This is a genomic window from Stenotrophomonas sp. YJH_SMC_91 (genome assembly GCF_059368495.1).
On the sequence record NZ_JCAFRT010000001.1, the window covers coordinates 670,418 to 692,905 of the forward strand.

General features: G+C 67.7%; 21 protein-coding genes. 13 read left to right on the top strand and 8 right to left on the bottom strand.

Features of this window, described 5'->3' with window-relative positions; all coding sequences use genetic code 11:
• Positions 1-18: 18 nt before the first annotated feature.
• The 4 genes from AC5P5X_RS02970 to AC5P5X_RS02985 all read left to right on the top strand — a co-directional run bounded on the left by AC5P5X_RS02970 (position 19) and on the right by AC5P5X_RS02985 (position 5,550).
• Complete coding sequence (locus AC5P5X_RS02970) at positions 19-1,581, top strand: N-acetylmuramoyl-L-alanine amidase (RefSeq protein ID WP_088430984.1); 1,563 nt, start codon at positions 19-21, stop codon at positions 1,579-1,581.
• 165 nt (positions 1,582-1,746) lie between these two features.
• Positions 1,747-3,651 carry a DNA mismatch repair endonuclease MutL gene (gene mutL, locus AC5P5X_RS02975; RefSeq protein WP_005410394.1) on the top strand — a complete coding sequence of 635 codons (1,905 nt, stop codon included), beginning with the start codon at positions 1,747-1,749 and terminating at the stop codon, positions 3,649-3,651.
• 11 nt (positions 3,652-3,662) lie between these two features.
• Positions 3,663-4,592, top strand: a complete 930-nt coding sequence (locus AC5P5X_RS02980) for a DUF1684 domain-containing protein (RefSeq protein ID WP_005410393.1) — start codon at positions 3,663-3,665, stop codon at positions 4,590-4,592.
• A gap of 1 nt (position 4,593) precedes the next feature.
• On the top strand, positions 4,594-5,550 hold the full coding sequence (locus tag AC5P5X_RS02985) for a TraB/GumN family protein (RefSeq protein ID WP_062606513.1): 957 nt from the start codon (positions 4,594-4,596) through the stop codon (positions 5,548-5,550).
• A 72-nt stretch (positions 5,551-5,622) separates the two neighbouring features.
• On the opposite strand, the gene phaR is transcribed toward AC5P5X_RS02985, so the two are convergent.
• The 3 genes from phaR to gluQRS form a co-directional block, all read right to left on the bottom strand.
• Complete coding sequence (phaR, locus tag AC5P5X_RS02990) at positions 5,623-6,156, bottom strand: polyhydroxyalkanoate synthesis repressor PhaR (RefSeq protein ID WP_049451648.1); 534 nt, start codon at positions 6,154-6,156, stop codon at positions 5,623-5,625.
• Positions 6,157-6,338: 182 nt separating this feature from the next.
• Entirely contained in the window at positions 6,339-7,079 is a 741-nt protein-coding gene (gene phbB, locus AC5P5X_RS02995; protein ID WP_005410389.1) for an acetoacetyl-CoA reductase, read from the bottom strand.
• Positions 7,076-8,017 (bottom strand): tRNA glutamyl-Q(34) synthetase GluQRS, encoded by a 942-nt coding sequence (gluQRS, locus tag AC5P5X_RS03000; RefSeq protein ID WP_062606515.1) that lies wholly within the window; start codon positions 8,015-8,017, stop codon positions 7,076-7,078. The genes phbB and gluQRS overlap by 4 nt, the downstream gene beginning before the upstream one ends.
• A 93-nt stretch (positions 8,018-8,110) precedes the next feature.
• On the opposite strand from gluQRS, the gene htpX reads away from it, so the two are divergent.
• Entirely contained in the window at positions 8,111-8,977 is an 867-nt protein-coding gene (gene htpX, locus AC5P5X_RS03005; protein ID WP_005410387.1) for a protease HtpX, read from the top strand.
• A 644-nt stretch (positions 8,978-9,621) separates the two neighbouring features.
• Here htpX and AC5P5X_RS03010 read toward each other — a convergent pair.
• Positions 9,622-10,449 carry an inositol monophosphatase family protein gene (locus AC5P5X_RS03010; RefSeq protein ID WP_005410386.1) on the bottom strand — a complete coding sequence of 276 codons (828 nt, stop codon included), beginning with the start codon at positions 10,447-10,449 and terminating at the stop codon, positions 9,622-9,624.
• 120 nt (positions 10,450-10,569) lie between these two features.
• Here AC5P5X_RS03010 and AC5P5X_RS03015 point away from each other — a divergent pair, with 120 nt between their 5' ends.
• The 3 genes from AC5P5X_RS03015 to AC5P5X_RS03025 are packed head-to-tail and all read left to right on the top strand — an operon-like array spanning position 10,570 to position 14,442.
• A complete protein-coding gene (locus tag AC5P5X_RS03015; protein WP_005414025.1) occupies positions 10,570-11,340 on the top strand; it encodes an RNA methyltransferase in 771 nt (256 codons plus the stop codon).
• Between the two features lie 46 nt (positions 11,341-11,386).
• Positions 11,387-12,319 carry a phosphate/phosphite/phosphonate ABC transporter substrate-binding protein gene (locus tag AC5P5X_RS03020; protein WP_043035356.1) on the top strand — a complete coding sequence of 311 codons (933 nt, stop codon included), beginning with the start codon at positions 11,387-11,389 and terminating at the stop codon, positions 12,317-12,319.
• Positions 12,316-14,442, top strand: coding sequence for a putative bifunctional diguanylate cyclase/phosphodiesterase (locus tag AC5P5X_RS03025; RefSeq protein WP_111188842.1), 2,127 nt, complete (start codon positions 12,316-12,318; stop codon positions 14,440-14,442). The genes AC5P5X_RS03020 and AC5P5X_RS03025 overlap by 4 nt, the downstream gene beginning before the upstream one ends.
• Positions 14,443-14,508: 66 nt before the next feature.
• On the opposite strand, the gene epmB is transcribed toward AC5P5X_RS03025, so the two are convergent.
• Entirely contained in the window at positions 14,509-15,549 is a 1,041-nt protein-coding gene (gene epmB, locus AC5P5X_RS03030; RefSeq protein WP_099470238.1) for an EF-P beta-lysylation protein EpmB, read from the bottom strand.
• 96 nt (positions 15,550-15,645) lie between these two features.
• Between epmB and efp the strand changes: the two genes are divergently transcribed.
• The 5 genes from efp (at position 15,646) to AC5P5X_RS03055 (ending at position 19,906) form a co-directional block, all read left to right on the top strand.
• Entirely contained in the window at positions 15,646-16,212 is a 567-nt protein-coding gene (efp, locus tag AC5P5X_RS03035) for an elongation factor P (RefSeq protein WP_005410381.1), read from the top strand.
• A 200-nt stretch (positions 16,213-16,412) separates the two neighbouring features.
• Positions 16,413-17,756, top strand: coding sequence for a TRZ/ATZ family hydrolase (locus tag AC5P5X_RS03040; RefSeq protein ID WP_005410380.1), 1,344 nt, complete (start codon positions 16,413-16,415; stop codon positions 17,754-17,756).
• A gap of 25 nt (positions 17,757-17,781) precedes the next feature.
• Positions 17,782-18,498: a bifunctional 2-polyprenyl-6-hydroxyphenol methylase/3-demethylubiquinol 3-O-methyltransferase UbiG gene (ubiG, locus tag AC5P5X_RS03045; protein WP_005410379.1), complete on the top strand. Its 717-nt coding sequence runs from the start codon at positions 17,782-17,784 to the stop codon at positions 18,496-18,498.
• The gene (locus tag AC5P5X_RS03050; protein WP_005410378.1) at positions 18,495-19,190 is read left to right on the top strand and encodes a phosphoglycolate phosphatase; all 696 of its coding nucleotides are present in this window, start codon (positions 18,495-18,497) and stop codon (positions 19,188-19,190) included. The genes ubiG and AC5P5X_RS03050 overlap by 4 nt, the downstream gene beginning before the upstream one ends.
• Positions 19,191-19,201: 11 nt before the next feature.
• A complete protein-coding gene (locus AC5P5X_RS03055) occupies positions 19,202-19,906 on the top strand; it encodes a squalene/phytoene synthase family protein (protein WP_111188841.1) in 705 nt (234 codons plus the stop codon).
• Positions 19,907-20,011: 105 nt separating this feature from the next.
• Here AC5P5X_RS03055 and AC5P5X_RS03060 read toward each other — a convergent pair whose 3' ends face one another.
• From AC5P5X_RS03060 to yidD, 3 genes are read right to left on the bottom strand one after another with little or no spacing between them, the layout of a single operon-like run.
• Positions 20,012-20,860 (bottom strand): M23 family metallopeptidase, encoded by an 849-nt coding sequence (locus AC5P5X_RS03060; RefSeq protein ID WP_181453835.1) that lies wholly within the window; start codon positions 20,858-20,860, stop codon positions 20,012-20,014.
• Positions 20,860-22,206 (bottom strand): dihydroorotase, encoded by a 1,347-nt coding sequence (locus tag AC5P5X_RS03065; RefSeq protein WP_012480835.1) that lies wholly within the window; start codon positions 22,204-22,206, stop codon positions 20,860-20,862. Before AC5P5X_RS03065 ends, AC5P5X_RS03060 begins: the two co-directional genes overlap by 1 nt.
• 1 nt (position 22,207) lies before the next feature.
• Positions 22,208-22,462: a membrane protein insertion efficiency factor YidD gene (gene yidD / locus AC5P5X_RS03070; RefSeq protein ID WP_005414016.1), complete on the bottom strand. Its 255-nt coding sequence runs from the start codon at positions 22,460-22,462 to the stop codon at positions 22,208-22,210.
• Positions 22,463-22,488: the final 26 nt, after the last annotated feature.

The window sequence follows — 22,488 nt, forward strand, 5'->3', positions numbered from 1 at the left end:
GTGATTGAATCCTGAGCCATGCGCCCGGGGAACCGTCTCATCGCTATCTGTGCCGCCGTCGGACTGGGTCTGGCGAGCGTCAGTGCGTGGGCCGGTGAAGTCCGCCAGGTCCTGCTGAATACCGGCGCCACCGGCACCCGTGCCGAGATCTCGCTGGTCGGCAGTGGCGGCTACAAGACGCTTTCTCTGGCCGGTCCGAACCGTCTGGTGGTCGACTTCCCTGACTCCAGCGCCATACGCAACCTGAAGATGCCGGCTGCGCAGGGCGTGGTCACGGCGGTGCGTACCGGACAGCCGGTGCCGGGCACCTTCCGTGTCGTTTTCGACCTCGCTGAATCGGTGGCGCCGTTCCGCCCGCAGATGCAGCGCGAGGGCAATGAATCCAAGCTGGTGATCGAATGGCCGGGCGATGGCCCGGCCATGGCCGCCAGCCGTCCGGCAGCGACACCGGCGGTGCAGCCGCAGGCACCGGTGGCGACGCCCGGGCCGACCCCGGCTGAAAGCGCACAGTCGCGTTCCGATGCCGCACGTGCGACCGCACTGCTGACCGCGCAGGTGCGGCAGCAGGCCAGTGCCACTGCCGCCGCACCGGCCACGCCGACCCCGGCGCCGTCCACCGCGCCGGCCCAGGTTGCGGCGGCCGGTACCGTGGCCAGCAGCTCACCTTCTTCCTCGCCGGCCGCGATCCTGGCCGGCCAGCGCACCGCCGCCGTGGTGACCACGCCGCCGGCTACCGTGCCTGCACCGGCGCCGACGCCGGTGGAACCGCCGCGCCCGGCCATGCCCAGCGATGCCTCGCGCATCCGCATGCAGGCCGGCATGCGTCATCTGGTGGTCGCCATCGATCCCGGCCACGGTGGCCAGGATCCCGGCGCGATCGGCCCGACCGGCAAGCGCGAAAAGGATGTCACCCTGGCGGTGGCGCGTGAGCTGGCCCGCCAGGTCAATGCGACGCCGGGCCTGAAGGCCTATCTGACCCGCGACAGCGACGTGTTCATCCCGCTGCCGATGCGTGCGCAGAAGGCACGTGCAAACAAGGCCGACATCTTCATTTCGATCCATGCCGACGCGGCCGAAAACCGTTCGGCCACTGGTTCGTCGGTATACGTGCTGTCGACCAAGGGCGCCTCTTCGCAGCGCGCCCGCTGGCTGGCGGACAAGGAAAACGCGGCCGACCTGGTGGGGGGCGTGCGCCTGCAGCAGACCGAAGGCACGCTTGCCAACGTGCTGTTGGACCTTGCCCAGAGCGGTTACATGAAGGCATCTGAAGATGCCGCCGGCCACGTGCTGGGCGGCCTGAAGCGGATCGGCAACAACCACAAGCCGAACATCGAACGTGCGAACTTCGCGGTGCTGCGCACCTCGGACATGCCGGCGATGCTGGTGGAAACCGCGTTCATCTCCAACCCGGACGAAGAGCGCCGCCTGATCGACCCGGCCTACCAGCGCAAGATCGCCGGCGCCGTGCTCGATGGCGTGCACACCTTCTTCAGCCGCCAGCCACCGCCGGGCACGCTGTACGCAGCCCGTGCCCAGGCCGAGATCGACGCTGCCGGGACCATGGCCGGCGGCAGCAAGTAACCCGCCGAAGGCAGGTTACTGCTTTCTGTAGAGTCGACTGTCAGTCGACTACGCGCGCAGCGCGGGGTTTTCGCCGCCCGGCGGAGGGCAGTCGACTGACAGTCGACTCTACACGGGGCGGCTCCGCTATCATCAACCCATGAAGTCTGCTGCCCATCCTCTCCCATGAGCGCGCCCGGACCGCGCCCGATCCGGCCGTTGCCGGAAATCCTGATCAACCAGATCGCCGCCGGCGAAGTGGTCGAACGTCCTGCGTCAGTGGTCAAGGAGCTGGTCGAGAACGCGATCGATGCCGGTGCCAGCCGCGTTGATATCGATCTTGAAGAGGGTGGTGTCCGCCTGATCCGCATCCGCGACAATGGCAGTGGCATCGCGCCGGAACAGCTGCCGCTGGCGGTCTCGCGCCACGCCACCAGCAAGATCGCCGATCTGGACGACCTCGAATCGGTGGCCACGCTCGGGTTCCGTGGCGAAGCGCTGCCGTCGATCGCCTCGGTCAGCCGCTTTACCCTGTCCTCGCGTCGCGCGCATGACGAACACGGTTCGGCACTGCAGATCGAAGGCGGCAAGATCGGCGAAGTGACGCCCCGTGCGCATGCACCCGGCACCACCGTGGAAGTGCGCGAGCTGTTCTACAACGTACCGGCGCGGCGCAAGTTCCTGCGCGCCGAGCGTACCGAACTGGGGCATATCGAAGAGTGGTTGCGTTCGCTGGCGCTTGCGCGACCGGATGTCGAGCTGCGCGTGTCGCACAACGGCAAGGCCTCGCGCCGCTACAAGCCGGGCGATCTGTATTCCGATGCGCGCCTGGCCGAAACGCTGGGCGAGGATTTCGCCAACCAGGCCGTGCGCGTCGACCACAGTGGTGCCGGCCTGCGCCTGCACGGCTGGATCGCGCAGCCGCATTATTCGCGCGCCAGCGCCGACCAGCAGTACCTGTACGTCAACGGCCGTTCGGTGCGCGACCGCAGCGTCGCCCATGCGGTGAAGATGGCTTACGGCGATGTGCTGTACCACGGCCGCCAGCCAGCCTATGTGCTGTTCCTCGAGCTCGACCCGACCCGCGTTGACGTCAACGTGCACCCGGCCAAGCACGAGGTTCGCTTCCGTGATTCGCGGCTGGTGCACGATTTCGTCTACCGCACGCTGAAGGACGCGCTGGCTGATACCCGCGCCGGCATGTCGGCGCAGGAGATCGGTGCGGGTCCGGTGCATCCGGTGGACGCCGCTGCTGCACCGATGACGTCGAGCGCGGGCGCATCGGGTTTCGGGCTGGCGCGTGGACCTGCGCCCGGTGCCGGCTCGGGTGGCGGTGGTGGTGGTTTTTCCGGCTGGCGCCCGCAGCAGCCCCTTGGACTGCAGGTGGCCGATGCACCGGCGGCCTATGCCGCGCTGTATGCCGCGCCGGCCGGTGCCGAACGCGGTGCTGCGCTGCCGCCGATGCCGACCGAGAACGGACTGCCGGTGACCAGTGCCGACGCCGGCGTACCGCCGCTGGGCTACGCGATCGCGCAGCTGCACGGCATCTACATCCTGGCCGAGAACGCAGAAGGCCTGATCGTGGTCGACATGCATGCCGCGCACGAGCGCATCGGCTACGAGCGCCTGAAGAACGCGCACGACGGTATCGGCCTGCAGTCGCAGCCGCTGCTGGTGCCGATCACACTCGCCGTGGGCGAGCGCGAAGCCGACACCGCCGAAAGTGAAGCCGAAACGTTGGCGGCGCTCGGCTTCGAGGTGACCCGTGCCGGTCCCGGATCGCTGCACGTGCGCAGTATTCCAGCGCTGTTGGCGCATGCCGAACCGGAGGGGCTGCTGCGCGATGTGCTGACCGACCTGCGCGAGCACGGCCAGAGCCGCCGCGTGGCCAGCGCACGTGACGAACTGCTGTCGACCATGGCCTGTCACGGTGCGGTGCGTGCCAACCGGCGCCTGACCGTGCCGGAAATGAACGCGCTGCTGCGCGACATGGAAATCACCGAACGGTCTGGCCAGTGCAACCACGGCCGGCCGACCTGGGCCCGTTTTTCGCTGGCGGAGATCGACCGCTGGTTCCTGCGCGGACGTTGAGGGGAGCATCGATGCGTTATCGGGGAATGGGCGGTCTGCTGGCCGCCTTGCTGTTGGCCGCGTGCAGTCCGGCAACACCGCCGGCGCCGAAGGTTACCGAAGATCCGGCCTATGCGGCCGCGCAGCAGCAATGGCGGGTGGCCCGCTACCAGGACCTGACCCGACCCGATGGCTGGACGGCCTTGGTCGGCCTGCACTGGCTGCAGAACAAATCACACTTCGTCGGCAGTGGTGCCACCAACGGCATCCGCCTGACGGTTGGCCCGGACAAGCTGGGCCTGCTGCGTCGCGAGGGCAGCCAGTGGTGGTTCACGCCCGAAGCCGGTGTGGATGTCAGCCATGATGGCCAGCCGGTGCGCGGCCGTATCCGCATCGACACCGACAAGGATCCGCAGCCAACCCTGTTGGCCTTCGACGGTGGCAAGGGCCAGCTCAGCATCATCCGGCGCGGGCCGCGCGATGCGCTGCGGGTCAAGCATGCCGATGCGCCGGCGCGCCGTGATTTCGCCGGGTTGGAGTACTGGCCGGGTGGCCCGGACTGGCAGGTGCAGGCACGTTTCATCCCGCATCCGGCGGGCAAGACCCTGCCCATTGTCGACATCACCGGCCTGACCACCGAGATGCCCAATGCGGGCGCGGTCGAATTCGAACGCGACGGCCGTACATGGCGGCTGGAGGCGATCGGAGCCACCGGGCAGCCGCTGTTCCTGATCTTTGCCGACCGCACCAGTGGCCGCGGCAGTTATCCGGCCGGGCGCTACCTGGATACCGATGCGCCGGCAGCCGACGGCACGCTACGCATCGATTTCAATCATGCCTACAACCCGCCGTGTGCATTCACCGCCTATGCCACGTGCCCGCTGGCGCCGCCGGAAAACCGGCTGGACCTGCGCATGGAAGCGGGCGAGAAGGCCTACCACCTGTCTGAAGGAGAGGGCTGAGATGCCGTTGAAGGGACTGTTCCGTGCAACGCTGCTGATGGCAGCGTTTGCAATCGCACCGCTGGCACCGGCGCGCAATGCACCGGCCACCGACGCCGCGGCCACGGCGGCGGCCAAGCCGCCGGTGCCGCTGCTGTGGAAGGTGACCGGCCCGGGTGATTCACGCGTATACCTGCTTGGATCATTCCACCTGTTGAAACCGCAGGACTACCCGCTGTCGCCCGATGTCGAGCAGGCCTTCGAGGCCTCGCAGCGGGTCGTGTTCGAACTGTCGCCGGAGGACATGCAGTCGCCGCAGCTGGCCAGCCGCATGGTGCAGGCTGCAGTGCGCACCGATGGCAGCGAGCTCAAGCGCGATCTCGACGCGGCCACCTGGCAGAAGCTGCAGGCGTTCGCATCCGAGAACAAGCTTCCGTTGGCACAGATGCAGGGCATGAAGCCCTGGTTCGTCGGCCTGAGCATTTCGGTTGGGCAGATGCAGAAGATGGGCCTGGACCCGGCGCTGGGCCTGGACCGTCATTTCATGGAGCGCGCGCAGAAGACCGGCCGCAGGACCGCTGGGTTGGAAGACATCGATACCCAGATCGGCATGCTCGACGGCATGACCGTGCAGGAGCAGCGACAGATGCTGTCCGAGGCGCTGGATCAGGCGGGCAAGGGCGATGAGCAGGCGCGCCAGCTGCATGATGCCTGGCGGCGAGGCGATGAGCGCGTGTTGTGGACGAAGATGGCCGCGGAAATGCGCCAGCAGTACCCGCAGCTTTACCAGCGCATCAACACCGGGCGCAACGATGCGTGGGTACCGAAGCTGCTGCCGTACCTGCAGGCCGGGCAGGGTGGCACGCTGGTGGTGGTCGGTACGCTGCACCTTCTGGGCGGTGACGGCGTGGTCGAGAAGCTGAAGGCGAAGGGCTACAAGGTCGAACGCGTATGCACGGGGTGCAAATCGAAACGTTGATGCTCCCCCGGGGCACAAAACAAAGCGGCGCGCCATTGGGCGCGCCGTTTTCGTATCTGCCGATACATCGGCTCAGCGGCGGGTCTTGCCGCCGGTGCCGGTACCGGGTTCGTTGGGCTTGTTGCCGGTACCGGTGCCGGTACCCGTGCCACCCGGTCGCGGACCACCGAAACCGGTGCCCATGCTTCGCTGGAATTCCTGCCACAGCTCCAGGTTGCGCTCGGTCAACTGGTTCATCATCGCCCACGGGGTCTGGCCCAGCAGGTTGCCCATCTGCTGGCGGAACTGCTGCTGCTGGTCGAGGAAGACCTGCATGCTGCGCTCCAGGTAGTTGCCCATGAAGCCCTGCAGGGAATCGCCGTAGAAGCGGATCAGCTGGCTCAGCAGCTGGGTGGACAGCATCGGTTCGCCGTCCTGTTCCTGGTCGGCGATGATCTGCAGCAGGACCGAACGGGTGAGGTCGTCGCCGCTCTTGGCGTCACGGACTTCGAAGTCTTCACCGTCCAGGATCAGCTGGCGCACGTCCTCGATGGTGATGTAGCTGGAGATCTCGGTGTCGTAGAGACGGCGGTTCGGATACTTCTTGATGATGCGGGTCGCAGCCATTGAAGCGGTCACTCGTCACAGTAGATGCGAAGCATGGCGCAGTGCAGCAGCCGTTGCAACCGCCTCAGCCCCCGCCAGGCTTGGCTTTCACAGGGGATCATGTTGCGCAACAAGGGTTTGCGTGCTGCGCAGCATGACCATCGGCAGGGGCGGCGGGTGTGCGCCGCCGAGGCCGGCGCGGCTTACCAACCCATATGGTGGCCGCCATTGATGTCCAGGTTGCTTCCGGTGATCCACGAGGCTTCCTCCGCCACCAGGAAGGACACCCCGTAAGCGATTTCCTCCGGCTTGCCGAGGCGCCCGGTGGGAATGTCGGCGACGATCTTGGCGCGCACTTCTTCCGGCACCGCCATCACCATGTCGGTCGCGACGTAGCCGGGCGAAATGGTGTTGACGGTAATGCCGAAGCCGGCGTTCTCGCGTGCCAGCGAGATGGTGAAGCCGTGCATGCCGGCCTTGGCCGCCGCGTAGTTGGCCTGGCCGTACTGGCCCTTCAGGCCGTTGATCGAACTGATCTGGATGACCCGGCCCCAGCCGCGGCGGCGCATGCCCTCGATGACCGGGCGGGTGACGTTGAACACCGAATTGAGGTTGGTGTTGATCACATCGTGCCACTGGTCCGCGCGCATGCGATGGAACGTGGTGTCGCGGGTGATGCCCGCGTTGTTGACCAGGATCTCGACCGGGCCCAGCTCGGCCTCGACGGCGCGCACCAGCGCTTCGGCGCTGCCTGGATCGGAGACATCGCCCGGGAAGATCGACACGCTGTAGCCGCGTTCGGTCATTGCCTGCTGCCAGGCGCGGGCCTTGGCCTCGTCGCGGTAGTTGGTGGCGACCCGGTGGCCCTGGTCGGCCAGGCGTTGGCAGATGGCGGTGCCGATGCCGCCGGTTCCGCCGGTGACCAGTGCGACGCGAGATGTCATGGAGTGTTGTCCGGGTGTCGGGTGGGGGAAGGGGGATTCTGCAACATCGGCGCGGAAAGTGCGCCGGCTGGCAACAGGATGTCGGTCCGCGGCAGTCGTGCCGGGTCGAAGGCCTGCCGAGCGGTGGCCAGCAGCGTATCCAGGTCGTGCGCAGGTTCCAGCGCCCCGGGTGCCTGGCCGAGCAGCTTCCAGAGCTGGCGCAGCACGGGCAGCGGGTGCGAACTGTCCACCGGCAGCGCCGCCAGCGACTTGGACAGTTTGTGGCCCGGCGCATCCAGCAGCAGCGGCAGGTGCCAGTAGCGCGGCACCGCCAGCCCCAATGCCTGCTGCAGCAGGATCTGCCGCGCGGTGGAGTCGAGCAGGTCGGCGCCGCGCACCACTTCGGTCACTCCTTGTGCGGCGTCATCGACCACCACGGCCAACTGGTAGGCCCAGCAGCCATCGGCGCGGCGCAGCACGAAGTCGCCGACTTCGGCGTGCACGTCCTGCTGCTGCGGGCCGCGCAGGCCATCGTCGAAGTGCACGATGCTGCCCGGTGGCACGCGGAAGCGGACGGCAGGGTCCGGTCGAGGTTGCCGGGCGACGCAACGAGGGTGGATGCCGCCGTTGGCGGCCAGGTCGCTGCGGCTGCAGTGGCAGACAAAGGCCTGGTCGCTGGCCAGCAGCACGTCCAGCGCGGCCTGGTAGGCCTCGCCGCGGGTGCTCTGCCAGAGGATCGGGCCATCGTGGACCAGGCCGAACGCGGCCAGCGCCCGCAGCTGTGACTCGGCGGCGCCGGGCACGGTGCGTGGTGGATCGACGTCTTCGATGCGCAGCCGCCACAAGCCGCCGTTATGTCGCGCGAGCAGCCAGCTGCCGAAGGCGGCGAGCAGGGATCCGGGATGGAGCAGGCCGGTCGGCGAGGGCGCGAAACGACCGCAGGGAATGGGGGAGGTCATGCTGGCTGAATCGTCGGTCAGGTTGGCGCTTGAATTCAAGCTGACCACACCGCAAATTGACCGGTATCGACCCCTTCCGAGCCGGATTTTCCCATGTTTACCCGCATTGCCCTGTTCCTGGCGACCAACTTCGCGGTCCTGATTCTCGCCAGCATCGTGATGTCGTTGCTCGGGGTCAATCCAAGCCAGATGAGCGGCCTGCTGGTCATGGCCGCGATCTTCGGCTTCGGTGGCTCCTTCATCTCGCTGCTGCTCTCCAAGTGGATGGCCAAGCGCTCCACCGGTGCGGTGGTGATCACCGAGCCGCGCAACCAGACCGAGCGCTGGCTGCTGGCCACCGTCGAGCGCCAGGCCAAGGCGGCCGGTATCGGCATGCCCGAAGTAGCGGTGTACGAAGGCCCGGAGATCAACGCCTTCGCCACTGGTGCCAACCGCAACAACGCGCTGGTGGCGGTGTCCACCGGCCTGCTGCACAACATGAGCGAAGACGAGGCCGAAGCGGTGCTGGGCCACGAGATCGCCCACGTCGCCAACGGTGACATGATCACCATGGCGCTGCTGCAGGGCGTGCTGAACACCTTCGTGATCGTGCTGGCCCGCGTGGTCGGCGGCATCATCGACAGCGCGCTGTCGGGCAACCGCGAAGGCGGCGGCCGTGGCTTCGCCTATTACATCATCGTGTTCGTGCTGGAGATGGTGTTCGGCCTGTTCGCCACCATGATCTCGATGTGGTTCTCGCGCCACCGCGAGTTCCGCGCCGACGCCGGCGGTGCCTCGCTGGCCGGCCGCCAGAAGATGATCGCCGCGTTGGAGCGGCTGCAGCTGAACCACGGCCAGAGCACGCTGCCGACCCAGATTGCCGCTTTCGGTATTGCTGGTTCGACGGCGAAGAAGCTGTTCATGAGCCATCCGCCGCTGGAAGAGCGCATCGCCGCGCTGCGGGCGTCGACGGTGGCGTGAGCTTTCACTTGTAAAGCAGTGCAGGAACGCCTGGCCTCGCGCCGGGCGTTTTTGTTTTGCGCGCGCACGCATTGGTGGCGCCAGGCGATGCCTAGGATCATTTCCGCGACCGCGGAGGGGTGTCACTTTCTTTGCGCGCAAAGAAAGTAACCAAAGAAACGCTCCGCCGGTCGCGAGCCGTCGCTACGCGCCGGTACCCTGCGCTTCTCGGTGAATCAGGGGGCGGCGCCGAACTCGCTGCGCTCAAACACCGGCGCCTCTCCGCCCCTGATTCCCCTGCGATGCTCGGCTCGCTCAAGGCGGACTGGAAGTCAAGTTCAACGGCAAAAGCATCCACGCGTGACGTGGATCTACTGGGTGCAGCTGTGGCATTTGACCTTGGGACCCGCCTTGAGCGAGCCGAGCACCGCAGGTCCGGCGAGGGCGAAGAGGTGCGGGTGTCTGAGCGCAGCGAGTTCCCGCACCGTCCCTCGGCGGGCCGAGGAGCGCAGGGTACCGATGCGCAGCATCGGCTCGCGCCCTGGCGGCGTGTTTCTTTGGTTACTTTCTTTGCACGAGCAAAGAAAGTGACAAGCACGATCACTGCGGATACGAAAACGGCACCTTCGCAGGTGCCGTCTCCATGAACCGCTTTACGCGAAACCTCAGAACTTCGCGTCGAATTCCGCCGCGTAGCCAGTGTTCACCAGCACCTTCTGCAGCGACTCGGCCACCTTCAGGTTGCCGGCAACGATCTGGTGGGTCTCCGGGCCACGGTTGTCCATCCGGCCCAGGGTCGCGCCCTTGAAGTCGCAGACCTTGCCACCCGCCTCGCGGACCAGCAGCAGGCCGGCAGCGATGTCCCACGCCTTCACGCCGGCTTCGAAATAGGCGTCGGCGCGGCCGCAGGCCACGTAGGCCAGGTCCAGCGCGGCCGAACCGGTGCGGCGGATGTCCTCAGCCTGGACCAGCAGGGTGTCGACCGACTTCAGCTGCGCGCTGGCGCGGCTGCGTTCGCGCGGGGCGAAGCCGGTGTGGATCATCGTGCCTTCCAGATCCTTGCGGTCGGCCACGCGGATGCGGCGGTCGTTCAGCACGGCGCCGGCGCCACGGCTGGCGGTGAACAGTTCATTGCGCAGCGGATCGAAGATGACGGCATCGGTCGGCTCGCCGTTCTCGACCAGGGCGATCGACACGCAGTAGTGCGGCACGCCGCGCAGGTAGTTGCTGGTGCCATCCAGCGGGTCGATGACCCACATCTGGCGGCGCTCGCCCTGCACGCCACCTTCTTCACCGAAGATGCCGTAATCAGGGTAGGCGCGCTTGAGTTCCTTGACGATGACCTTTTCCGCGTCCGCATCCACTTCGCTGGCGTAGTCCATCCGGCCCTTCTGCACCACGTTCAGTGCCTCGAGCTTGTTGATGTTGCGCAACAGGACGTTGCCGGCGAGGCGGGCGGCCTTGACCATGACGGTGACGGCGGGTTTCTGCATGGCGTGGGCTCCCGGAAAGGCAGAAGAGATGGACTGGCGGGGGAAAAGAGCGGGTCCGGCGCAGTGGCCGGCCGCACAGTTTACCATTGGTCATCGTCCAGCTCGACCTTTTCCCTGTTCATGTCCCAGTTTCCCGCCGCCACCCGCCTCCGATTCGTCCTGGTCGGTACCCAGCACCCCGGCAACATGGGGGCTGCCGCCCGCGCCCTGAAGACCATGGGCCTGGCCCGCCTGGTGCTGGTCGCCCCCGAAAAGCCGCTGGACGAGGAGGCCTTCCGCCGCTCGGCCGGTGCCGAAGACGTGCTGGGGGACGCTCCGGTGGTGGCCACCCTGGCCGAGGCCGTGGCGGATTGCCGCCTGGTACTGGGTTGCACGGCCCGTGCCCGCCGCGTCCAGCTGGAGGAATACCTGCCGGCCGACGCTGCCGCCCGTGCGGTGGCCAAGGCGGGCGAAGGTGCCGAGGTCGCACTGGTATTCGGCCGCGAGCGTACCGGCCTGACCAACGAGGAGCTGCAGCTCTGCCACGCCGCAGTGCACATCCCGTCAGACCCGGAGTTCAGCTCGCTCAACCTGGCCGCCGCCGTGCAGGTGCTGGCGTACGAAACGCGCATGCAGCTGCTGGGCGCGCAGCCGGCCGCCGACGCCGAGCCGGGCTTCCGCGAACAGGCCGCCAGCCATGAGCAGATGGAGAGCTTCTTCGCCCAGCTCGGCGACACCCTGGACGAGATCGATTTCCACAAGGGCCGCGCGCCGGAATCGGCGATGCGCAAGCTGCGCCGCCTGTTCCTGCGCAGCGAGCCGAGCGAGCAGGAAGTGCGCCTGTTGCGCGGCATCCTCGCCGATACCCAGCGCATGGCGCGTCTGGCCCAGGCCGGCAGCAAGGACAGCTGACGACGTTCTCATTTTTTCGGGTAGTCTGTCTGGATACCCAGGGGGGATGACGTCTGTGTCGGGTCTGCGAAAGGCAATGCAGGGGGGACTGCTGAGCCTGGCCATGGTCCTGCTGGCCGGAGCCGTGCATGCGGCACCGGATCCGGTGCTGGTGCTGGGCCGGATCAGCGATGACCCCCAGGCTCACTACGAGCAGCTGCAACCCCTGCTGGACTACGTGGTGGCGCGCATGCATGACGTCGGCATCCAGGAGGGGCGGGTACTGATGGCCCGCGACCCGCAGCAGATGGCCAGCTATCTGCGGCGGGGACGGGTCGACTGGGTCACGGAAACCTCCGGTACGGCGGTGGCACTGGGCCAGCGCAGTGGTGCGCGGCCGCTGCTGTTGACCGAGCGCAACGGGGTGCGCGAATACCAGACGGTGTTCTTCGTGCGCAGCGACAGTCCCATCCAGCGGGTGCAGGATCTGCGCGGCCATCGCCTGGCCCTGCAGAACACGGCATCCACCAGCGCCTACCTGGTACCGGTGATGACCCTGCTGGACCATGGCCTGTCGCCGCAGATCCTGGCCGGGGTCTGGGACGTGCCAGGGCGTGACAGCGTGGGGTATGTGTTCGCGCGCAGCGAGTTGAACATCGCGACATACGTGCACAAGGGGATGGCGGATGTGGGGGCGGTGAGCAGCGTGGACTGGAACGACGAGCGGCGGGTGCCGTCTGCATTCCGACGCGATTTCCGCGAACTGCTGCGTACCGAACCCTATCCGCGTGCGGTGGAGATGGTCCGCGCCGACCTCGATGCCCGGGTGCGCGACCGCCTGCAGGAAGTCCTGCTGCAGGCCGCCAGCGACCCGCAGGCACAGGGCGCGTTGCATCGGTTTTTTGGCACTTCCGGTTTCCACCGTGTCGATGCGCATGCGCAGCAGCGGTTGGATGAATTGAAACAAGGATTGACGCGCGTGCGGATGGAAGTGGAATGAAGTGGCTCGGCTCGGGGATGCAGGCCCGGTTCCTGCTGGCGATGGGCGGAGCGATGGTCGTGGTGGTCGCCATCCTGGCGGTGCTGCTGGGGCGCCAGACGGCGATGCAGAGCGAGGTGCGCACCCTCAGCGGTGGCGTCATCCATGAATTGTTCGACCGCAGCGTGCGCAGCCGCGGCGAGGCGATGGCGCGCGAGTTGTCCGATGCGCTGGCCAACCCGCTGTATTACCGCGACCTGGACCAGGTCGGCGTGCTGGTGCGCAGCACGGCGCGACAGCCGGTGGTGCGCTATGTACTGGTGTTCGACGAGCGCGGCCGGCTGGTGCACGACGGCTCGGTCGAGGTCCCGGGATTCGGCCAGCCGATGGCCGATCCCCTGGCGCCCAAGGCCGCGGCGGCGCAGGCCTTGCTGGTGCAGGAATCGCCGAAGGTGCTGGACAACACGATGCCGATCATGGTCGGCAACCAGCGCATCGGCGGCGTCCGCGTCGGCATGGCGCTGGACGAAGTGCAGCAACGCGAACAGGCGGCCAACGCCACCCTTGGCGAGCGCCTGCAACTGGTCGGCAGCCGCCACCTGGGTTGGTTGCTGCTGATGCTGGGGTTGCTGGTGGTGATCGGCGTGGTGGTGATCCTGTACGTGCAGCGCACGCTGGTCGCGCCGATCCGCGATCTGGCCGCGGCCGCGCGCCGCATCGAGGCCGGTGACTACCAGACGCCCCTGGCCGAGAACACCCGTGACGACGAAGTGGGTGAGCTGGTGCGCGGCTTCGCCCGCATGCGCGATGCGATCGCCCGCCATGACCGTGAAGTGCGGCGCACGGCCTATACCGACGCGCTGACCGGGCTGACCAACCGGCTGGCATTCCGCGAAGCGCTGGACCATCGGCTGATGGCCGCGCGTGCCGCCAATCACCGGTTGGGCCTGCTGTTCGCCGACATCGACGATTTCAAGCGGGTCAACGACACGCTTGGCCATGAGGCCGGTGACGAGGCGTTGCTGCAGTTCGCACAGCGCATCGGCCGCGCCGTTGCGGAGGCAGGCGGCGACGAGGCCCTGCTGGCCCGCTTCGGCGGTGACGAGTTCGTGATCCTGGTGGGCGACGGTGATGTGGCCGCCAACGCGCGGCTGCTGGCCGAAGTGCTGGTGCGCGAGCTGGGCAGGCCGCTGGTGGTGCAGGGCAGGGAGCTGTTCCTGGGCACCTCGATCGGCGTGACCCTGTTCCCCGATGATGCGGCCGATGCGACCACCCTGTTGAAAAACGGCGACATCGCCATGTACCAGGCGAAGATGGCCGGCAAGAACTGCTATCGCTACTACAGCCGGGCGATGGACCACGCGGTCGAACGTCGCGTGCATATGGAACAGGAGCTGCGCGGCGCCTGGGAGCGAGGCGAACTGCGCCTGGCCTACCAGCCGATCTTCCGCATGCGCGACCGCCGCATGGTCGGCGTCGAAGTGCTGCTGCGCTGGCAGCATCCGACCCTGGGCACGATTCCGCCATCGGTGTTCATCGAGGTGGCCGAGCAGAGTGGTCTGATCGAGATCATCGGCCCGAAAGTACTGCGTGCGGCCTGCATGGAGGCCTCGCAGTGGCCGCGCGGGGCGGCCGGCGACGACCTGTTCGTGTCGGTGAACGTGTCACCGCGGCAGCTACGCGGCGGCGAACTGCCGGCGCTGGTCGCGCAATGCCTGCATGAGTCCGGGCTGCCAGCGTCGCGCCTGCATCTGGAGCTGACCGAGACCGCGGTGATCGGTGACGAGATGGTCGCCGCGCAGCTGCTGGACAAGCTGCACCGCACCGGCGTGAAGGTATGGCTGGACGACTTCGGCACCGGATTCTCCGGCTTGAGCCATCTGCGCCAGGTGCCGGTGGACGGCGTGAAGATCGACAAGAGCTTCGTGGCCGACATGCAGCGTGATCCCGACGACCTCGCATTGACCACGGCGATCATCGCCATGGCCCACGCGCTGGGCATCACGGTGGTGGCCGAGGGCATCGAGCAGCAGGCGCAGTTCGAACTGCTGGCGCAGCGCGGCTGCGATCTGGGGCAGGGCTACTGGCTGAGCCACCCGGTCACCGCCACCGAAGTGGTGCGGATGATCGAATCGGGCGTTTGACCGATTGACGTTGTGCCGGGGGTCATCCCTTTTCCGCAGGAAAAGGGATCTGACCCCGCTACGGAATTACACCGGGCGCTTGCTCGGGTCGCCGGGCAGTTCGCGCACCAGCTTCGGGACCAGATAGCCGGACAGGCGCGCGGTCAACCCGGCAATCAATGCCTTGGCCCGGGTGTCGTCCACTTCGAAGTGGGCCACGCCCTCGACCCGGTCCAGCTGGTGCAGGTAGTAGGGCAGCACGCCGGCGGCGAAGCTGCGCTCGCTCAGGTCCTGCAGGGCCTGCACGCTGTCGTTGACCCCGCGCAGCAGCACCGCCTGGTTCAGCAGCTGGGCGCCGATGCCGCGCAGGCGCGCCATCGCGGCGTCCACGCTGGCGTCGAATTCGTTGGCGTGGTTGGCGTGGACCACGATGGCCAGCGGCCACGGCAGGCCACCCAGCCAGGCCAGCAGTTCCTCGTCCACGCGCTCGGGCAGCACGATCGGCAGCCGGGTATGGATGCGCAGGCGGCGGATATGCGGGATCGCGCGCAGGGCGTCGGTCAGCTCGACCAGCTTGTGCGTGGCCAGCGACAGCGGGTCACCGCCGGACAGGATCACCTCGTCGATGTCCGGGTCGGCGGCGATGGCGGCTACGGCCTCCTGCCAGCCGCCCTTGGCAGCGTTTTCCGCGCCATAGTCGAAGTGGCGGCGGAAGCAGTAGCGGCAGTTGATCGCACAGCTGCCCGTCGCCACCAGCAGGGCGCGGCCTCGGTACTTCTGGATGACGCCGGTGGCCTTCTTGGCCGCGCCATCGCCCACCGCATCGAAGCTGAACCCGGGCGCCGGGCGCATTTCCTCGTCGATCGGCAGCACCTGCCGCAGCAGCGGATCGGCCGGATCGCCCTTGCGCATGCGGGCCACGAACCCCTCCGGCACGCGCAGCGCGAACTGGGCCATGGCCGCTTCGGAGACGCCCAGTGCCGCCGGGTCCAGCTGCAGCCGGGCCAGCAGCGCCTGCGGGTCGCGCAGTGCCTGGCGCCAGAGCTGCTGCCAGCGCGCGGGCGCGCCTGGCGACTGGGGCCGGGGGAAGGCGGAAAGCTGCATGGAGAGGGGGCCTGCGGTTATCATGGGGGCAGAAAAACAGTCGCCCACCGGCACCCGGTGGGCTTTCCATTCTAACGGCTCGCCGCACCCGCGGCGTTTTTGCCACTCAGGAGTTTACGCATGGCCAGCTACGGCATGAACGACGTCAAGAACGGGATGAAGATCCTGGTCAACAACCAACCGGCCGTCATCATCGACACCGAATACGTCAAGCCGGGCAAGGGCCAGGCCTTCACCCGCGTGAAGTACCGCCTGATCAAGGACGGCCGTACCCAGGAAGTGACCATGAAGTCGACCGACTCGCTGGATGCAGCCGACGTCGTCGATACCGACATGAACTTCATGTACAGCGACGGCGAGTACTGGCACTTCATGGACCCGGAATCCTTCGAGCAGGTCCAGGCCACCAAGGCCGGCATGGGCGGCGCCGAGAAGTGGCTGAAGGGCGAGGAGTCCTGCGTGGTCACCCTGTGGAACGGTGAGCCGATCTTCGTGCAGCCGCCGAACTTCGTCGAGCTGAAGATCACCGAAACCGATCCGGGCGTCCGTGGCGACACCTCGGGCGGCGGCGGCAAGCCGGCCACCCTGGAAACCGGCGCCGTGGTCCGCGTGCCGCTGTTCGTGAACCAGGACGAAGTGATCCGCGTCGACACCCGTTCGGGCGAATACTCCGCACGCGTCAAGTAATCCGGCGCAGCCGGATTACGGTAGTGCCGGCCGCTGGCCGGATACGCGCCATCGCATTCGCGCTGGCGCTCCCATGATCTGCTTCGGCAGATCATGGGCCCCCGCTTCACGGGTCTCCAGACCCCGCCGCTTCGCGGCAGCCCCTGACTCAGGGGCGTGTCCCCAGAAGTATCTCGCCGCCCCCCAGCCAGTGAGCCCGCATGAGCGATAGCCCGCACCTCCCCGAAGCCTGCGACCTGCTCATCGAAGCCGGTTACGTCGTTCCGATCGAGCCGCATGCGGTGGTGCTGGAAGACCATGCCGTTGCCGTGCGTGGCAGCGAGATCGTGGCCATCCTGCCGCGTGCCGAGGCGCGCGCACGGTTCCGCGCCACCCAGGTGGTCAGCCGCCCCGAGGCGGCGCTGATGCCGGGCCTGGTCAATGCGCACACGCACAACCCGATGACCCTGCTGCGCGGCGTCGCCGACGACCTGCCGCTGATGACCTGGCTGCAGCAGCACATCTGGCCGGTGGAAGCGGCGGTGATCGGCCCCGAATTCGTCGCCGACGGCACCACCCTGGCCATCGCCGAGATGCTGCGCGGCGGCACCACCTGCGCCAACGAGAACTACTTCTTCGGCGATGTGCAGGCCGCCGTCTACAAGAAGCATGGTTTCCGCGCGCTGGTCGGCGCGGTCATCATCGATTTCCCCACCGCCTGGGCCAAGACCGACGACGAGTACTTCGCCAAGGCCGGTGAACTGCATGACCAGTGGCGCACCGATCCGCTGATCGGCACCGCGTTCGCGCCGCATGCGCCGTATACGGTCAACGATGCCAACTTCGAGCGGGTGCGGATGCTGTCCGACCAGCTCGACATGCAGGTGCACCTGCACACCCACGAGACCGCGCAGGAGATCAACGATTCGATCAAGCTGCACGGCCAGCGCCCGCTGGCGCGGCTGGATCGCCTCGGCCTGGTCAACGACCGCCTGATCGCGGTGCACATGACCCAGCTGACCGATGCGGAAATCCACCTGTGCGCCGAGCGTGGCGTCAGCGTGGTGCATTGCCCGGAATCGAACCTGAAGCTCGCCTCCGGTTTCTGTCCGGCCTGCGCCCTGCAGCGCGCCGGCGTGAACCTGGCGATCGGCACCGACGGCTGCGCCAGCAACAACGACCTGGACATGTTCAGCGAGAACCGCACCGCGGCGATCCTGGCCAAGGCCGTGGCCGATGACGCCACCGCGCTGGACGCTGCGACCACGCTGCGCGCGTCCACCCTGGGCGGTGCCCGCGCGCTGGGCTTCGGCGAGCGCATCGGTTCGATCGAAGTCGGCAAGCAGGCCGACCTGGTCTGCGTCGACCTGTCCGCACTGGAAACCCAGCCGCTGCACAACGTGCTGTCGCAACTGGTGTACGCCACCGGCCGCCAGCAGGTCAGCGACGTCTGGATCGCCGGCAAGCCGAAGCTGGTGCAGCGCGAGCTGGTCGGCATGGACCTGCCGGGCATCATCGCCAACGCGCGCCAGTGGCGCGAGCGCATCCGTCATATCCGCGCCTGAACCCCGGCGCCGCAAGGACTCCCTCATGACTGCCCCCCACGCTTCCTCCAATTTCGATCAGGCCGAGCTGGACAAGTTCGCCGCGCTGGCCAACCGCTGGTGGGACGCTGACGGCCCGCAGAAGCCGCTGCATGCGCTGAACCCGGTGCGCCTGAAATACGTGGCCGACCGCGTTCCGCTGCGCGGCGCACGCGTACTCGACATCGGTTGCGGTGGCGGCCTGTTGAGCGAAGCGCTGGCCCAGGCCGGCGCCGACGTCACCGCCATCGACCTGGCCCCGGAGCTGGTCAAGGTCGCGCGCCTGCATGCGCTGGAAAGCGGCGCCAAGGTCGATTACCGGGTGCAGGCCGCCGAGGACCTGGCCGCCGAGCAGCCGGGCAGCTTCGATGTGGTGACCTGCATGGAAATGCTGGAGCACGTGCCAGACCCGGGCGCGATCATCGAGGCCTGCAAGCGCCTGCTGAAGCCGGGCGGCCACCTGTTCCTGTCGACCATCAACCGCACCGCTGCCGCCTTCGCAGTGGCGATTGTCGGTGCCGAGTACGTGGCGCGGCTGCTGCCCAAGGGCACGCACCACTACCAGGAATTCATCAAGCCGGCCGAGCTGGCGCGCTGGCTGCGCGAGGCCGACATGCAGCTGGTGGACGTCAGCGGCATGGCCTACGAGCCGTGGCGCAACCACGCCCGCCTGAGCAGCCGCACCGACATCAACTACCTGGCCTACGCGGTCAAGCCGGCATGACCTCCGCCCGCTTCCCGCGTGCGGTGCTGTTCGACCTGGATGGCACGTTGCTGGACAGCGCGCCGGACTTCGTCGCCACCTGCAACGCGATGCTGGCCGAACGTGGTCGTGCACCCATCGATCCGGCCGCACTGCGCCCGGTGGTGTCGAAGGGCTCGCGGGCAATGGTCTCGGCCGCGTTCCCGGACCTGGATGCCGCTGCGCGCGATGCACTGATCCCGGAATTCCTGCAGCGCTATGAAGCGTTGATCGGCCAGCACGCAGTGCTGTTCGACGGCGTGGCCGGCATGCTCGCCGCGCTGGATGAGGCCGGTACGGTGTGGGGCATCGTCACCAACAAACCCGAGTACCTGGCGCGCCTGATCCTGCCGCAGCATGGCTGGCAGCAGCGCTGCGCGGTGCTGGTCGGCGGTGACAGCCTGGCCGAACGCAAGCCGCACCCGCTGCCGCTGCTGCACGCTGCGCAGGCCATTGGCATTGCCGCCGAAGACTGCGTGTACGTGGGTGACGACGAGCGCGACATCATCGCCGCACGCGCTGCCGCCATGCCGTCGGTGGCGGCGCTGTGGGGCTACCGCCTGCACAGCGACGACCCGCTGGCCTGGCAGGCCGACGTGCTGGTCGAGAACGCCGAACTTCTGCAACTGGCCAGTCTCTGGCCGACCCGGCCGGCAGCCCCGGCCCAGCCGTAAGGAATCACGTAGTGAGCAGTACCGCGCTGGACAGTTTCCTCGACAAGTGGCGCAGCCGTTGGCCGGAATGGTCGGTGGCCGCCCCGTTCGTGGCCGAATCGCAACGCGAGCTTGCCGTGGCGTGGTTCGCGCTGCTGCAGGAGTTCGACGACATGCTCAATACCGGCGGCGATCCGCTGCCGGCCGATGCCAAGCTGGCATGGTGGGGCGAGGAACTGCGCAGCTGGGCCGGGCATCGTTCGCGCCATCCACTGGGCCGTCTGCTGGAGCCGGTGCGTGCGCCGTGGGCGCAGTTGGCCGAAGCGCTGCCGGATCTGGTTGAAGCACGCACCGTCGCGCTGGACGCTGTCAGTGCGGAGCGTGCGCTGGCCAACTACGCTGAAGCCGTGGCTGCGGTCGAGGCGGCCTTGTTCGCGGACAAGCCGCGCACCGGTGCCGGTCGCGCGGTGCAGTTGCAGACCCTGGCCCAGCGCCTGCAGGATGCCGGCGTGGCCGGTGTACCGCGCAGCCTGCTGGATGGTGATGCCAGCACGGCTGCACAGCGCTGGGCGCAGCATCTGTTGAAGGGCTGGGGCACGCGCGTGCCCGGCCCGCGCCCGCGCCGTGTGTGGTCCAGCCTGGCGCGCGCCCGCGTTGCCGCGCAGGCCGCAGGCAAGCCGATTGAAGCGACCCCGGTGCGCACCTTGTTGCGCGTGTGGTGGGCTGCGCGCGGTTGATCGATCGGCGCTGTTGACTGCTTCTGGTGGGTGCGGACCTTGGTCCGCACGCTCTGTGAGGTTGTGCCGACCAAGGTTGGCACCCACCAAAGCGCATTGCGCGCGTTACTTGCGTTCCAGTACCAGTAGTGGATCGATACGGGTATCGAACCAGTTCATGCCCCAGTGCAGGTGCGGGCCGGTGGCGCGGCCGGTGGCACCGACCGCGGCGATCACCTGGCCCTGCTCGACGCGGTCACCGACCTTCACGTCGATGCGCGACAGGTGCAGGAAGTTGGAGCTGACCCCGAAACCGTGGTCGAGCAGCAGCGTACCGCCGGTCAGGTACAGGTCCGGCCCGGCGAAGGTGACGATGCCGGCGGCCGGTGCCTTCACCGGGGTGCCGGTCGGTACCGCGATGTCCATGCCGGAATGACCGGCACCGGGCTGCCCGTTGTACACGCGCGCATTGCCGAAGCGACCGCTGATGCGGCCCTGCACCGGCCAGATGAAGGTCTGGGTGAAGTCGGTGCGGTCGTCATCGCGGGCACGCGCGGCGGTCACCTGCGCCTGTTCGCGCTTGATCCGCTCGGCAATCGCCGGCGGCGGATTGACCGTCTTCGGCGGCACGCCGTTGACCCGCTCGGTGGGCCAGTCGCGCGGCGTCACCGCAATGGTCGCGGTCTCGCTGCCGCCATCAGGGCGCTGCACCTGCACGCGCAATGGTCCCTTCTCGTCGCGGCCGATGCCGAACACCACGCTGCCGTAGCCGCTCACCCGCAGCTGGCGACCGGCGTACTGCACGCGGCTGCCGGCGGGCACCTTGCCGATCACCAGTGCGCCCTGCGACGCACTGGCCGGGAACACCACGCGGCTGTCGATCAGGTTGCCGATGCCATCCTGCGCGTGAGCCGACGGTACGCTGAGCAGGGGGGCCGCCAGCAGCAGCGCCCCGGTAAATAGAGCCGCGCGCATCAGCGGTCGTAGGTCATGCGCTGGCCGGCGGGCTCGCCCACCAGTTTGCTGCCGTCCCACACCAGCTGGCCGTTCACCCAGGTGGAGGCCACGCGCGAACGGAAGGTCGTGCCTTCGAACGGCGACCAGCCGCACTTGGACAGCACGTCCTCGCGCTTGACGGTGAACGGCACGTCTTCCACAAGCACCAGGTCGGCGAAGTAGCCTTCGCGCAGGAAGCCGCGTTCTTCCACGTCGAACAACTGTGCCGGCGCGTGGGCGAATTTCTGCACCACCTGCTCGCGGGTCAGCTTGCCTTCGTGCACGCGCTCCAGCGCGGCCACCAGCGCGTACTGCACCAGCGGCAGGCCCGACGGTGCCTGCGCGTACGGCTTCTGCTTCTCTTCCCAGGTGTGCGGCGCGTGGTCGGTGGCCAGCACGTCCAGCACGTCGTCGGCCAGCGCAGCGGTGATCGCCTCGCGGTCGGACACTTCCTTGATGGCCGGGTTGCACTTGATCAGGTTGCCCTTGGTCGCATAGTCCGGGCGCGCGAAGTGCAGGAAGTGCACGCAGGTCTCGGCGGTGATCTGCTTGCGGCTGCCGTCGGCGCGGATCAGCGGGCCCTTCTCGAACAGCGCCAGCTCGTCGGCGGTGGAGATGTGCAGCACATGCAGGCGGGTGCCGTGCTTGCGCGCCAGCGACATCGCCAGGCGGGTCGACTTGATGCAGGCCTCGCGCGAACGGATGTCCGGATGCATGTCAGGGGTCAGCGCATCGCCGTACTTTTCCTGGAAGGCCTTCAGGTTGGCATCGATCATCGGCGTGTCTTCGCAGTGCGTGATGATCGGGGTCGGGCATTCGCGGAAGATCGCATCCAGCGTTTCCGGGTTGTCCACCAGCATGTTGCCGGTCGAAGCACCCATGAACACCTTCACGCCCGGGGCCTTCTTCGGATCCAGGGCACGGATCGCGTCGAGGTTGTCATTGCTGGCGCCGTGGTAGAAGCCATAGTTGGCCCAGGCGCGGCCGCGCGCGAGCTCGTACTTGGCTTCCAGGATGGTCGAATCCAGCGTCGGCGGGTTGGTGTTGGGCATGTCCATGAAGCTGGTCAGGCCACCGGCCACGGCCGCGGCCGATTCGCTGGCGATGTCGCCCTTGTGGGTCAGGCCCGGTTCGCGGAAGTGCACCTGGTCATCGATCATGCCGGGCAGCAGCCAGCGTCCGGCCGCATCCACCACCTGCTCGCCGTCGCGCGGCGCCAGCCCGCTGCCGATCTGCGCGATGCGGCCGTTCTCGATGCGCAGGTCGCCGTCGAAGGTGCGGCCTTCGTTGACCATCCGGGCGTTGGTGATGAGGGTGGAGGACATGTCAGTGTTTTCCTGTGCAACGGCAAGAGGGGGCGTTGGGAGACTCGGGCACGGGGTCGAAGCCGCCGGGATGGAACGGGTGGCAGCGACCGAGCCGGCGTGCAGCCAGCCAGCTGCCGCGCAGCGGGCCGTGCCGCGAGATGGCTTCCATCGCGTATTCAGAACAGCTCGGCACGAAACGGCAGCGTGGCCCCAGCAAGGGGCTGATGAAGCGCTTGTAGAAGCGCAGCAGGGCAATGAGCAGGCGCGAGATCACCCAGTCATCTTATGCCAGTTGGCATG

Excerpts from the sequence above, each read along its gene's own strand:
- AC5P5X_RS02980 (WP_005410393.1), top strand. The coding sequence starts at position 3,663 with ATGCGTTATCGGGGAATGGGCGGTCTGCTGGCCGCCTTGCTGTTGGCC.
- AC5P5X_RS03015 (WP_005414025.1), top strand. The coding sequence starts at position 10,570 with ATGTCCCAGTTTCCCGCCGCCACCCGCCTCCGATTCGTCCTGGTCGGT.
- htpX (WP_005410387.1), top strand. The coding sequence starts at position 8,111 with ATGTTTACCCGCATTGCCCTGTTCCTGGCGACCAACTTCGCGGTCCTG.
- AC5P5X_RS03050 (WP_005410378.1), top strand. The coding sequence starts at position 18,495 with ATGACCTCCGCCCGCTTCCCGCGTGCGGTGCTGTTCGACCTGGATGGC.
- efp (WP_005410381.1), top strand. The coding sequence starts at position 15,646 with ATGGCCAGCTACGGCATGAACGACGTCAAGAACGGGATGAAGATCCTG.
- AC5P5X_RS02985 (WP_062606513.1), top strand. The coding sequence starts at position 4,594 with ATGCCGTTGAAGGGACTGTTCCGTGCAACGCTGCTGATGGCAGCGTTT.
- ubiG (WP_005410379.1), top strand. The coding sequence starts at position 17,782 with ATGACTGCCCCCCACGCTTCCTCCAATTTCGATCAGGCCGAGCTGGAC.
- gluQRS (WP_062606515.1), bottom strand. The coding sequence starts at position 8,017 with ATGACCTCCCCCATTCCCTGCGGTCGTTTCGCGCCCTCGCCGACCGGC.
- phaR (WP_049451648.1), bottom strand. The coding sequence starts at position 6,156 with ATGGCTGCGACCCGCATCATCAAGAAGTATCCGAACCGCCGTCTCTAC.
- mutL (WP_005410394.1), top strand. The coding sequence starts at position 1,747 with ATGAGCGCGCCCGGACCGCGCCCGATCCGGCCGTTGCCGGAAATCCTG.
- AC5P5X_RS03020 (WP_043035356.1), top strand. The coding sequence starts at position 11,387 with ATGACGTCTGTGTCGGGTCTGCGAAAGGCAATGCAGGGGGGACTGCTG.
- AC5P5X_RS03025 (WP_111188842.1), top strand. The coding sequence starts at position 12,316 with ATGAAGTGGCTCGGCTCGGGGATGCAGGCCCGGTTCCTGCTGGCGATG.
- phbB (WP_005410389.1), bottom strand. The coding sequence starts at position 7,079 with ATGACATCTCGCGTCGCACTGGTCACCGGCGGAACCGGCGGCATCGGC.
- AC5P5X_RS03040 (WP_005410380.1), top strand. The coding sequence starts at position 16,413 with ATGAGCGATAGCCCGCACCTCCCCGAAGCCTGCGACCTGCTCATCGAA.
- epmB (WP_099470238.1), bottom strand. The coding sequence starts at position 15,549 with ATGATAACCGCAGGCCCCCTCTCCATGCAGCTTTCCGCCTTCCCCCGG.
- AC5P5X_RS03010 (WP_005410386.1), bottom strand. The coding sequence starts at position 10,449 with ATGCAGAAACCCGCCGTCACCGTCATGGTCAAGGCCGCCCGCCTCGCC.
- AC5P5X_RS03060 (WP_181453835.1), bottom strand. The coding sequence starts at position 20,860 with ATGCGCGCGGCTCTATTTACCGGGGCGCTGCTGCTGGCGGCCCCCCTG.
- AC5P5X_RS03065 (WP_012480835.1), bottom strand. The coding sequence starts at position 22,206 with ATGTCCTCCACCCTCATCACCAACGCCCGGATGGTCAACGAAGGCCGC.
- AC5P5X_RS02970 (WP_088430984.1), top strand. The coding sequence starts at position 19 with ATGCGCCCGGGGAACCGTCTCATCGCTATCTGTGCCGCCGTCGGACTG.